We start from the raw sequence: 11,859 nt of genomic DNA, 5'->3' as shown, positions 1-11,859 counted from the left end.
GATTCACTCCTTTATTTAGTAAAACTGCAGTTGCACCCGCTTGCCTTTTTCTTTCAAGGCCGCGGCGATTTTATTTACCACCTGCTGTTTCAGCGCCAGGTCAAAGGGCAAATCCGGGTTTTGGTGGGCCGGATTGATGGCCCCGCCGACATGAAAGTCGATGTAGTCGCTTTCCAAAAGCAGTTGACTCAACTGCCCCGCAGGTGAGTTTTCTTGGTATCTATCCCTCTGGTCTGTGAGCATCTCGGCGGTGGTACAGAGGGTAATGATTCCCTCGGTCACCAGGTCGATTCCCGGGATCTGGCCGCTGGGTGGATGATCCACGGGAAATTGCTCCAGATCAATGGTCAGGGGCCTTTCCAACTCCCTGGCCACAAGCGTAGCGGTGGTGCCTCCGCAGATTACTTTCTTTCCGGGAAAGGCCGCCAGTTTCCGCGCCAGTACCGGATCCAGGGCGGGATCCTTAGGGGGGCCCACCAGTACCATCAACCGCCGGGGCTTGCGGGTCCTGAGCACCAGGGCCGTGGCATCGTCCCCCGGCCGGCCATCATACAGGAAGTGGACGTAATCCAGGATCCGGTCCGCTACGGTCTGGGCTTCCATCTGGGGGGTAAGTTCCTGCTCAAGATAATTCCGCAGTCCCGTTTCCCCCAGTCCCAGGGCCAGCTTGGCACCGATCCCTGCGTGGATCACCCCATCGGTGACACAGACCAGGTAATCATCCTCTTGCATCCAGAAGTGGGCTTCGTTCACCGTCCAAGTGCCTCCCCGCACCCGCCGGGGGGTGCGTTCTAAGACCACCGGCTGTCCCCCCCGGAGGAGCAATGCCTCGGGAGCATCGAATTCGGCTAAATAGGCCTGTCCGGTCCGGCGGATCTCCAGGGCCGTGAGGGTCGCATAAGCGATCTTTCGCTCCCTGCAAAGGGGCAAGGTGGCCCCGATGGTTTCCATCATGTCCTCCAGGGAAACCCCGGAAGTAAACATGCGGGCTGCGATGCTGGTGGTGAGGGTGGAGAGGATACTGGCCTTCACCCCACTGCCTAACCCGTCGGAGACCACCCCTACCACCGAAGCTTCGGTGGCGGTGGTGCGGACGGTGTCGCCACACAGCTCTTCCGTGTACTTAGGCAGGCAGCTGATACCAATTTCCACGTAAAAATCACCCATGACCGTTACCCTCTTCCCTGATGAAGTTGGTCAATCGGGTAAGCAGCACCTTGGTCTCGGCGGTGGTCTCCCCTAAAAGGCCGGCGATCTCTTGGGCGACCCGCATCTGCCGGTCGATGACCTCCTGGGCCTTGAGTAAGGTTTCCTGTCGCAGGGAGGTCAACTTAGCCTGTTGCCTTTGCTCCTGGGTGATATCCACGAAAATGCCAATGACGATGCCCTCTTGTTTTACATAGAGGATGTATTGCTTTGTTGTTAAGTTGTAATTCGGGTAGGCCACCTCCACAATGGTCAGTTCCTCGGTGGACAGGGCCTGCCGAAAATGTTTGGGATCCAGTAGGTATCCCAGCTTCTTGCCCTTTACTTGGTCTAGCTTGCAGAGAAACATCTTCTCTGCTGCGGGATTCAAGGAGACAATGTTCAAATCCCGGTCACAGACCACAATCCCATTGGGAATGGATTCCATAATCACATTGGCCAAAGATTCGGCCCGCTTGCGCATATAGGGGATGCACATTTCGATTTCTGCGGCCTTCCGGTAGACCGCAATGGCCTTCTCCCGGCAAGTATCGTAACCGCAGGCCCCACAGTTGAGCTCATCTTCGGGGCTGAACTTGCCGATTTGGGCCAGGATCTTACGGATCTCCTCCTCGGAGGGGGTGGGCAGCTGGGCCTCTGGCCTTACCCGGTAGTGGCGCCTGGGGATTTCGTCTAAAGCCGCCATGGGCGCTGGTGTTTTCCTTTCCTGCTCGTACCAATGAATGACCCGTTGCCGGCGTACCTCCAAGGAACGGGCCGACCCCAGGGCCGGGCCGCCGATGCAACCGTTCTTGCAGGACATGAGCTCCACCATCTCTAGGTTTGCGGGTCGCTCCTGCCGAAGCTCCGTTAAGAACTCAATGCACTCTTGGATGCCGCTGATGGCCCGCAGGCCTCCGGCCAGCATACAGGGATCCAGCCCAGCAGTCCGGATTAACCCACCTTCTAAGGGGAAAAGTCGGGCTAGGTTTGGGTGGGGCGGGGAAAAATCCCCGGCAGTGCCAGAGAGGTCCAAGGATGCGCCCTGGCAAAGCTCTTCCAGTTCTGTGAAAGTGAGCACCGCATCAATGCTTCCCCGGTGTTCTTCAATGTGCATTTCCGCCTTCTTGGCCACGCAGGGCCCGATGAAAACCACGCGGCTGTCCGGCCCGTATTGTTCTTTCAGCATATACCCGTGGAGGATCATCGGGGATACTACTTTGGCAATCAGTTCTACACTCTCAGGAAAATGTTTTTCAATCAGCTCTACCACGGCCGGACAGCTGCTGGTGATGACGGGAAGTGGTCCGCCCTTAGCCTTGCGGTCCAAAAGCTCCCGTCGATGTGCCTGGGCCACGACTTCCGCCGCCACTGCTGTCTCCTGAACGGCGGTAAACCCTAATTGGGTGAGTATTTCAGGCAAGGCCTTGGCCTGCCTAGGCCATACCGCGGTGAAGGAAGGAGCAATGCTGGCGATGACCGGTGCTTGTCCCCTTAGGAGCTCCTGCACCAACTCCAGGTGGGACTCGACCTTCTTGGCCCCCTGGGGGCACACATTTATGCAGGATCCATCATGTACACATAGTTCATCCCAGACCTGGGCATGGCCATCGATCACCCGAATAGCCTTTACCGGGCACCGGCGAACGCATTTATAGCAGTCTTTGCAATGTGCAATGTTTGTGGTGATGATCCCCATTACTCTCCCCTCACCTGCGGCAGGATGACCTGGTGAATCAGTTCCTTGGCCTTTTCCGGTGTGATGCCGCTTAACAGTTTACCATCCACCAACAGATTGGGACCGTTCTGGCATTGACCAAGACAGAAGACGCAACGCAGTTCCACCGCGTCGGTGATGTCCGCTTCTTGCAGGGCCTCCTGGAGGTATTGGACAATCTGGTGGGCCCCTTTCAAGTAACAGGAGCTACCGACGCAAACTTCGATGGTAATCACGGCACCCACTCCCCAGCCCAAGACTCGTGAAACTTTTCCCGAGTCAACAATAACACATGCCTAGGGCAATGTCAAGGCAATTCGTGCATAATTTCTCGAAGTTTGGGCACAGACTCCCCCCCAGGACGGTCCTGGTGCTGGGAAGTTTTAGACTTAAGGACAGTGGTGGTCTTGGGTTACGCACTGTATCACCGGGCGGGAACGAAGATAGCCGTACTCCACCACCTCCGCCAGGACCAACAGCCACAAAGCACTGACCGCGGAGGGCCAGGGAAACCACCGGATACCTATCACCACACCCGCCAAGGTTATCCCCAGATTCAGGGCCTTTCCCCGGCCGATGTAGGCTGCTTGCCCTGTTCCCATGAAAAGGCCCCACCGATACTCCCTCGCACCGGCAAGTACGGGCAGGATCGCCATGACCTGTACTACCCTAATGGCCTCCTGGGTTACCGGTAAATCCACGGCCAAAAGACGCAGGAAGACCCAACGTCCTACGGGGGTAAACCCTGCAAGTAACAAACCCAAAACACTGCCGCCGCTCACCAGGGGTGTGAATCTTGTAACCTGCCGCCGGTTTGCCTTAGCGGTGAAATTCAAACCGCACTGGTGCAGCTGAAAAAGCGGACCAACCAGTAGCATACCATAGTGGAAGCCAATTTCAAAGGCCGGGAGAAACAAATTGGGATTGTGAGAACGGGTAAGCGCGGCATTGACCAGCGGTGGAAAGACCATGCCCACAAAGGCGGTGAGGATCAACGGTAGGGAAAAGTTCCTAATGGCGGTCAGGGCCAGGGATTCTGCTGAATCTTCCTTTGGCCACGGGGCCTTGGGCACCTGGCGCAAAAATAAGTAGTTGGCCCCAAAGGAGCCCACATAGGCTAGGGATCCCACCACACCCCCGGGCAGACCGGTGGCACCGAGGCCGAAGACTAACAGGCCGACGGTGACCAGTTGGATCAGGGCGCCGACGAGAATCGGGTGAGTCTTCTTCGCTCTGATGAGGAGCCCTACTTCCCTTTGGTGGAGGGTCATTACCAAGGGCAACAGGACCAGGAGCCGGATCGCCTGCTGACTTTTGATGAGCAAAGGGCCCGTGGCCCCCATAAGGCGGGTAAAGACCCAGGGACCCAGGGGGGTCCAGCCCAGGAAGGCGAGTAACCCTCCGGTGAGGAGGGTGAGGTGTTGGAAATGGCGGCAGACCCGCTGGAAGGTGACCGCGTCCTTGGCCAGGGCGGTAATGGTCTGGGGGATGGTAAAGACGTAGGCGCAGATCATGAGGGTGAGGCTACGGGCCAGGGCGAAGGCGCTGAGGGAGAGGGGGAAATCCGGGGTGCGGGCCAATCCCCCATGGAGGAGGGTCTGGATCAGGTAAAACAGCAAACTGGTGGAACACAGGGGGAAGTAAAACATAGCTAAGTCCTTTAGGGAAACTGGAGACATGGGTTGTTACCTCACCGTCGGTTAATTTGTCGTATATTATTACATATCTACTTATCTTTCGCTGGGGCGGGGGAAATTCCTCCTGGGCCGGGGGCAGGAGTTGAGGGTAACCGGGGAGAAGATGTTTCCTTAAGAAGAAATTTATGCACCCCCGGGGGTGGTACGGTGTGGTTTCGTAAAGTCCGCGGGTCGCTGGATTTGGCCCTGCGCTGTGTCCGAGATCCCCAACTGGAAAGTACCTGTTGTGGGGGGTTGAGCTCTGCCCTACCCCTGCCTTTGGCCTGCCTATTGGGTGCCCTGGCCGCGTTGCCCGTGGGGCCGGTGCTGGTGGTGTTGAAGTATATCGGGTCTTTTGGGAAGACGGTGTTTTTTCCGCGGGATCTTATGGGGTTGTTCCTTGTTTTGTTGGGCACCGGAGCTTTGTATGTGCTGCTTACCCGGTGGCTCCCCCTACGGTTCCAGCGTTTTCGGCTGGTCGATGCGGTGCTTGTGGCTTTACTGATCCTGGTCTGGTGGTGGGCCGGTACCACCGCAGCCAGTCAGGCGGTGACGGAGCTTTACCGCCTGTTGACCATTCTGGTGGTGCCTATGCTTTTTTGGATTTACCGCCGGAGTCTGCACTGGTTCTTGGCCCTGGGTGGCCTTTGGGATCGGCCGGGGATGGTTGCGGGGCTGGTGAGATATCACCTTGCTTTACGCTTTGGCCTGCCCCGCCTGGGTCTAGTCTCCGCTCGGTGGGAAGACGGTGTTCTAATCGTTGCCGGTCCCTTTGATCCCAGTGACGAAAAGCGGACGGTGGACCTGGTTAAACGGGAGATCCCCTATGAATTGAATCTGCAGGTGGAGTCTACCCTCAGTGCGGAGGAATATGCGCGGCGGTCCGTCCCCGCCCTTTCACCGGTGCGGCGGGAAGGGAGCACCCGGGCCTCCATCTGGCAGGTGGTGGGTCTGGTGGCCTTGGTTTATCTCTTCCTGGTGGGCGCGGCCTACTTCAGCGCGGGCCGGGAAGGCAGCTGGATGGAACTAGATATTGGTGACATGTTCGCCCATCCCTTCCTGGCGGCTACTTTAAGGGAAGCGGATCCCCGCAATGCTTCGGTGGACTCCATCCTCAAGTGGCTTTTGGTGGACCGGGACTTTGACCGCATCTACCAGTGGCATTTGCACCCTCGGTTGAAGGTCCAGTGGGAGGAGGGTGATTTCCGTTTCTTTGCCCGCAACTTCGTGGAAACCCAGTATCGATATGTGGACCGGATTGGGATTATTGGTGAAAGGGAACTTGAGGAGTGGCGCCATCCCCGTACTAACGAGGTGTATCGCCAGGTGATCCAGGTGGAGGTGGAACTGCGTAACACCCAGCGGGACAGCTTCGGGCGGGTGTTGCAAAGCGATACGCAAATAGTCTCCTTTTACTTTCAAAGGCTAGAGGAGATCTGGTGTTTGATCCTGTAGAAGGAAAAAAGGGGCCGTGGCGGCCCCTTGTCTATTGTTGATACACCACTTTGCCGTTGATCAGTACCCGCTCTGCCTTGGCCTGCACATCCAAGGGATCCTGGGACCACAGGACCAAGTCCGCATCCTTTCCCACTTCGATGCTGCCTACTCGCTTCTCTACTCCCAGGATCTGCGCGGGATTGATGGTTACCGCCCGGAGGGCCTCTTCCCTGTCCATCCCCGCCTTCACCGCTAAGGACGCGGTCAAAATCAAGTGGTTGATGGGGATTACCGGATGGTCAGTCATGAGGGCCACCAGGACTCCTGCTTTCGCGAGGATGGTGGGGTTGGCGGGGGCCGTGTCCTTAAGCTCATACTTGCTCCGGGAGCTATGGGTGGGACCTACGATGGCTGGATAACCCCTCTGGGCCAGGATGTCCGAGATCTTGTGCCCTTCGGTACAGTGTTCTAACACTAAATCCACATTGAACTCTTCCGCGATCCTGATGGCAGTCATGATGTCATCGGCCCGGTGGGCATGGGCCCTAAGGGGGATCTCTCTCCTTAAGACCTGGCCGATCACTTCCAACCCCAGATCCCGGTCTAGGACCTGGTCTTCCGTGGCCCGTTGCTTTTTGGCCAAGTAGTCCTGGGCCTTGGCCAGTTGGGTGCGCAAGATCGCGGCCACGGCCATGCGGGTTTTTACGTTCTTTTGTTCAAAACAGCGCTTGGGGTTCTCTCCAAAGGCTACCTTTAGCCCTGCGGGGGCCTTCAGGACCATTTCATCTACCACCCGGCCATGGGTCTTGATCACCACCGATTGGCCACCAATGACGTTAGAACTACCCGGGCCGGTGCAGACGGTGGTGACCCCACCCATCACCGCGTCTTTCAGTCCCTGTTCCTCGGGGTTGATGCCATCGATGGCCCGTAGGAAGGGAGTCACCGGGTCCGTCATCTCATTGATATCGTTGCCGGCCCAGCCGATCCCTTCTTCGTACAGGCCCACATGGCAATGGGCATCGATGAGTCCCGGGGTAATTACCTTGCCGTTGGCATCGATGACTTCTTTGTCCCCTAGCTCCGGTTGCCCCTCCACCACCGCGACGATCCTTCCTTCCTCAATAAGGATAGTCCCGGGATCAAATGTTCTTCCAGCCATGGTGAGTATCTTACCGTTGACTATTGCCAGCATGTTCTTCACACCCTTCCCTTAGATTTGAGAGTCCATAATATATGTGAAAGCTTGGATGTATCCTTCGCTGTGATTCACACAAGGTCCTTTTTCGGAAAACCAGTGGGCCGGGTGGTATGATCTGGTTGGGAAAGGAGTCCCCTTGGGGTATAATGCATTATATTCCCCTTGGGGTATAATGCATTATATAAGGAAGGTGATTGTAGATGTCGGACCTGCTGGGTATTTTGGCTGAACGGCCTTTCCTTGCCGAGGCGCTCACCTTGGTGGGCTTGTTGTTGGTCAGTATCATCGGGCACCTTTTGGTGCGACGCTACGTTATCTCGTTCTTACATAAAATGGTTGTCCAGACGCGGATCACCTGGGATGATATCTGTGTGGAACATGGGGTCTTCAACAGCCTCACTCCCCTCGTGCCCGCGATCATCTTTAACCTCGGGACCCCGTGGCTACCGGTTACTGGGCCCGTGGTGGAAAAGCTGACCGCTGCCTGGATGATCTTAATTATCGCTGGGTTTTTGGGCAGGCTGGCCACAGCCCTTTTTGCCATCTACGGTGCTTCCGAATGGGGGTCCCGCCGTCCCATCAAAGGGTATCTGGAGACGGTGAAACTGGTGATTTATCTTGCCGCGGGTGTGGTGGCCATTTCCCTCTTTTTGGGGGTTTCGCCCTTGGTGCTGTTAAGCGGCCTGGGTGCCCTCACCGCGGTGTTGATGCTCATCTTCCAGGATACGATTCTGTCCTTTGTGGCGGGGATTCGGATTATCAATAACGATTTGGTGCGGGTGGGCGACTGGATCGAGATGCCTAAGTTCGAGGCCGACGGCTTCGTGATCGAGGCGGGACTACACACGGTGAAGGTGCAAAACTGGGACAAGACCATCAGTCACATTCCCACCCACCGGCTGGTGGAGGATCCCTTCCGTAACTGGCGGGGGATGGCGGAGTCCGGGGGACGGCGGATCAAACGGGCCATCATGATCGACCAATCGAGCATCCGTTTCTGTGATGAAGAGATGCTAGACCGGTATGAAAGGATCCAGTTGATTAGGGACTACGTTCGAAGCCGCCGGCGGGAGATCGCCGAGTACAACCAGGCGTACCAGGTGGATCCCTCCCATATCGTCAACGGTCGACGGATGACCAATCTGGGTACCTTTCGGGCCTACGTCACCGCGTATTTGCGCAATCACCCCCGGATCCGCCAGGACATGATGTTATTGGTGCGCCACCTGCAACCCACGGCGGAGGGGCTGCCCATCGAGATCTATTGTTTTGTCAACGATACCGCCTGGGTGAACTACGAGGGGGTCCAGGCGGACATTTTCGACCACATCCTGGCCGCGGTGCCCCACTTTGATCTGCGGGTGTTTCAGAGTCCCTCGGGATATGATCTGCAGACTTTGGGGGCAAATCGTGTCAATGGAGCGATGCGCCCTGTGGACTAGGGAGGGGCGGCGGACTTTTTCCGCCGCCCTGGGAAAGGGGCTAATCCTTTGCTCACACTGGCTTTCCCTTGACAAAGCCTGGCCTTTTCCGTAGTATTATCGGTGTATTCTTGATGGTTTCAAGGGTTTGTGCACCTGGGCCAAAGGTATCTTGGTGCCGAGTAATACATATTGTTGGGCAGGTTTTGAACTTGGAAACGAAAAAAACGGTAGACTTCACCCAAGGCAGTATCGCAAAACACTTGATTGTGTTCTCCCTTCCCATGTTTCTGGGGAATTTGCTCCAGGCGTTATACAATACCGTAGATAGTATCTGGGTGGGACGGTTTCTCGGTCCTGATGCTTTGGCGGCGGTTTCGGTTGGATTTCCCATCATCTTCGCCCTGATCGCCTTGGTTAACGGTGTGACCATGGCGACGACCATCCTTGTCTCCCAGTACTTTGGTGCCCAGGATCACAAGCAGGTGACGAAAACCATCAACAACTCCATGTTGCTTCTGACGGTGTTGGGTCTTTTAGCGTCGATTATTGGGGTAGCTTTTCGCGGGCCCCTGTTGAGGCTGATTCGTACCCCCGCGGAGATCATGGAGCAGGCCGATGCCTACTTGGGCATCTTCATGTCGGGATTGATCGCCACCTTCCTGTACAACGTGACCAGTTCCATCCTCCGGGGATTGGGGGATTCCCGCACCCCCTTACGATACCTGGCCTACGCCACGGTGATGAATATTATCCTGGATCCCATCTTCATTTTCGGCTTGGGTCCTATCCCCCAGATGGGGGTACGGGGTGCTGCCTTGGCCACGATCCTTTCCCAGGTGGTCTCCGCCATCTTGTCTGTACGTTACCTCTACGTTTCCTCGGGGCTGGTGCGCTACCAGCGGGGGACCTTCCGCTTTGACTGGCAGTTGACGAAGCTGACCTTCCGCTTGGGCCTGCCCGCAGGTATTCAGCAAACCTTTGTCTCCCTAGGGGCTCTGGTGGTCTCTGCGTTGGTGAATACCTTTGGGGCTACCGTGGTGGCTGCCTTTGGGGCCGGTGCCCGGGTAGATCAATTTGCCTTCATGCCCGCGATGAGTATCAGTATCGCAGTCTCTGCCCTGGTGGGGCAGAACATTGGGGCTGGGAAAGTCCAGCGGGTGTATGAAACGGTGCGCTGGAGCTTCATCCTGGGGGCAGCCATCACCCTGGTGTTTTCACTTCTCTCCTTCTTTGTTCCGGAGCTTTTCCTGCGCCTGTTTACCGATGAGCCGGGGGTACTGGAGGAAGGCGCTAAGTACCTAAGATATATGAGTCTGGGTTATGTACCCTTGGCCTTGATGTTTACCCTAGGCGGTGTCTTGCGGGGTGCGGGCGATACCCTTTCTACCATGCTCCTTACTTTCCTTTCCCTGTGGGTGGTGCGGGTGCCGGTGGCGGCTTACCTGTCCTCTCTTCCCCAGCTGGGGGTGGCCGGTGTGTGGATCGCCTTGGCCCTTAGTCCCTACATGGGCTTTGTGTTGCACTACGTTGTCTTCCGTTTCGGCCGCTGGCGGGAAAAGGCCGTGGTGAAAAACCAATTGCAATCCAACCAGGGTTAAATTAGGTGAAGTAGGCGACAGTCCCCTGCGGAAAACGGCGGGGGATTTCTTTTTGGAAAAACTCGGCCAATTCCTGGGCCTTCTTTGGTGTGTAGACATATTTTCCGAAACCCTTATGGGTTCGTGCGGCGGCGTCGAAATCTAGGGTGGACTGGGGAAACCGCGCCTGGGTGAGTCTTTTGGAGCGGGCGGTGAAGCGGTGCATAATCAGTTCAAAGGGGATTTCCCTCTTCCCCCAGGGTCCTAGGACTTCCCGCACCCGATCCAAAAGCTGCCCATATTCCTCCTGCCATTGGGGATAGATCATCAACGGTGCGATGATGAAGCCGATGGGATAGTCCGCTTCCGCAAGGCGCCTTGATCCTTGTAGACGTGCTTCTAAAGGGGCGGTGCCTTCCTCGTACTCTCGGATGATGCGTTCTGTGTTGAGGCTGTAGCGAAATCTGGTGTGTCCACCGTGCTCCAACGCCAAGAAAGGTTCGATGGCGGCAAATTTGGTCGCCACCCGCAGCCTGCCGTAGGGTTGGTCCCTGAAGAATTCGATGGTTTTTGCCAAAGAACCGGTGAAGTGTTCCAGGGCTACGGGGTCCGATGAACTACTGGCCTCAAAGGTAGTAAGTTCCGGGATGCGGCTTTGGATCTTCCTCCTTGCTGCTAGTAGGATTTCATCTACATTTACATACACCCTAGGATAGATCCGCTCTCCCAGATTAGCGGCCAGATAGCAGTACTGGCATTTCCCCGGACAACTGGTGTTTTCTACCAGCCGGAAATCCGCGGAGGGTCGGCAGGGGCGAAAGTTAAGATCCCTTTTTACTCCCACCACCAAGGTTTCTTTAGCCCGGTGAAACCGTTCTGCGGAGGTGCTGCCGGGGATATTCAGCTGATTATGGGACGGGACCATGGTGATGGGGATCTGCCGTAAGGCAAAAAGGTTCTGCAGGTGGCGCCCTAGGGGATAGTCTAAGGCTTTCTCTTCTATATACACCTGGGTAGGCATGAAGAGTTTGGTTTGTCTCGGTAATGAAAATGTCTTGATGGCCACCAACCCCCTTCCCCCCTATTCTTCCCCCGTAGTATCAGAGCTTGGCTGGGAGTTTATTGTTGGGCGGGTTGTGGTTGGCAGCAAGGCGCAACGGCTTTGGGTGTGTTGTACAGACTATTGACACTGTCATCTCAAAGTAGCTAGCACAGTGCCCAGGGATGGCTAGTTCAGCGGGTCCTTGTTGCTTTACACCCCAAGCAGTAAAGGAAACAGACCGACCGCTAAGGAAGGATTAGATAGTTGTTGATGGAATCACTACGATAACGCGAAGGTGTACCGGATGTAGGTGGTTTTGTCGGAAAATATCGTAATATTCTCCTAGAGAACTGCGGGGGACCCAGGATGATGGACAAGCGGAACATGGGGAGCCAAAGCTGACCTATCGGGAAGGGATTGTCCTGATCCTGGAGCATGCGAGGAATATCGCCCAGGAGTTTTCGTCCCACTACCTTCTGGGAACGGTGTTCTCCATTGCTCCTCACCTTGCTTCGGAAGTGGATGTGTCCTGTTATGTGTACTTGGATCCCGGTGCAGCTAGTCGCTCCTTGGGAAGACCGCACCGTACGGGTGACCAGG

9 protein-coding genes are annotated in these 11,859 nt (G+C 56.3%); 3 read left to right on the top strand and 6 right to left on the bottom strand.

Annotation, left to right across the window (positions count from 1 at the left end; genetic code table 11):
* Nucleotides 1-15 precede the first annotated feature (15 nt).
* The 4 genes from GXX57_02590 to GXX57_02575 form a co-directional block, all read right to left on the bottom strand.
* Nucleotides 16-1,167, bottom strand: coding sequence for a SpoIIE family protein phosphatase (locus GXX57_02590; protein ID HHV43544.1), 1,152 nt, complete (start codon nt 1,165-1,167; stop codon nt 16-18).
* A complete protein-coding gene (locus tag GXX57_02585) occupies nt 1,160-2,884 on the bottom strand; it encodes a PAS domain-containing protein (protein HHV43543.1) in 1,725 nt (574 codons plus the stop codon). Before GXX57_02585 ends, GXX57_02590 begins: the two co-directional genes overlap by 8 nt.
* On the bottom strand, nt 2,884-3,138 hold the full coding sequence (locus GXX57_02580; GenBank protein HHV43542.1) for a (2Fe-2S) ferredoxin domain-containing protein: 255 nt from the start codon (nt 3,136-3,138) through the stop codon (nt 2,884-2,886). The genes GXX57_02585 and GXX57_02580 overlap by 1 nt, the downstream gene beginning before the upstream one ends.
* A gap of 153 nt (nt 3,139-3,291) precedes the next feature.
* Entirely contained in the window at nt 3,292-4,581 is a 1,290-nt protein-coding gene (locus GXX57_02575) for a hypothetical protein (GenBank protein HHV43541.1), read from the bottom strand.
* A 165-nt stretch (nt 4,582-4,746) separates the two neighbouring features.
* On the opposite strand from GXX57_02575, the gene GXX57_02570 reads away from it, so the two are divergent.
* Nucleotides 4,747-6,033 (top strand): hypothetical protein, encoded by a 1,287-nt coding sequence (locus GXX57_02570; GenBank protein HHV43540.1) that lies wholly within the window; start codon nt 4,747-4,749, stop codon nt 6,031-6,033.
* A 31-nt stretch (nt 6,034-6,064) separates the two neighbouring features.
* Here GXX57_02570 and GXX57_02565 read toward each other — a convergent pair whose 3' ends face one another.
* Nucleotides 6,065-7,210, bottom strand: a complete 1,146-nt coding sequence (locus GXX57_02565) for an amidohydrolase (GenBank protein ID HHV43539.1) — start codon at nt 7,208-7,210, stop codon at nt 6,065-6,067.
* Between the two features lie 206 nt (nt 7,211-7,416).
* On the opposite strand from GXX57_02565, the gene GXX57_02560 reads away from it, so the two are divergent.
* On the top strand, nt 7,417-8,658 hold the full coding sequence (locus tag GXX57_02560; protein ID HHV43538.1) for a mechanosensitive ion channel: 1,242 nt from the start codon (nt 7,417-7,419) through the stop codon (nt 8,656-8,658).
* Between the two features lie 191 nt (nt 8,659-8,849).
* Nucleotides 8,850-10,238 carry an MATE family efflux transporter gene (locus tag GXX57_02555; protein ID HHV43537.1) on the top strand — a complete coding sequence of 463 codons (1,389 nt, stop codon included), beginning with the start codon at nt 8,850-8,852 and terminating at the stop codon, nt 10,236-10,238.
* A 1-nt stretch (nt 10,239) separates the two neighbouring features.
* Here GXX57_02555 and GXX57_02550 read toward each other — a convergent pair whose 3' ends face one another.
* Complete coding sequence (locus GXX57_02550) at nt 10,240-11,238, bottom strand: spore photoproduct lyase (GenBank protein HHV43536.1); 999 nt, start codon at nt 11,236-11,238, stop codon at nt 10,240-10,242.
* Nucleotides 11,239-11,859 lie beyond the last annotated feature (621 nt).

It is taken from the genome of Bacillota bacterium (genome assembly GCA_012839765.1).
Classification (GTDB): Bacteria; Bacillota; Limnochordia; order DUMW01; family DUMW01; genus DUMW01.
The sequence above is the reverse complement of the archived record's forward strand: the minus strand, read 5'-3'. Positions and strand labels throughout refer to the sequence as shown.

What these genes read in the sequence shown, in the direction of transcription:
- GXX57_02585 (HHV43543.1), bottom strand. Translation starts at nt 2,884, where the DNA reads ATGGGGATCATCACCACAAACATTGCACATTGCAAAGACTGCTATAAA.
- GXX57_02590 (HHV43544.1), bottom strand. Translation starts at nt 1,167, where the DNA reads ATGGGTGATTTTTACGTGGAAATTGGTATCAGCTGCCTGCCTAAGTAC.
- GXX57_02560 (HHV43538.1), top strand. Translation starts at nt 7,417, where the DNA reads ATGTCGGACCTGCTGGGTATTTTGGCTGAACGGCCTTTCCTTGCCGAG.
- GXX57_02565 (HHV43539.1), bottom strand. Translation starts at nt 7,210, where the DNA reads ATGCTGGCAATAGTCAACGGTAAGATACTCACCATGGCTGGAAGAACA.
- GXX57_02550 (HHV43536.1), bottom strand. Translation starts at nt 11,238, where the DNA reads ATGCCTACCCAGGTGTATATAGAAGAGAAAGCCTTAGACTATCCCCTA.
- GXX57_02575 (HHV43541.1), bottom strand. Translation starts at nt 4,581, where the DNA reads ATGTCTCCAGTTTCCCTAAAGGACTTAGCTATGTTTTACTTCCCCCTG.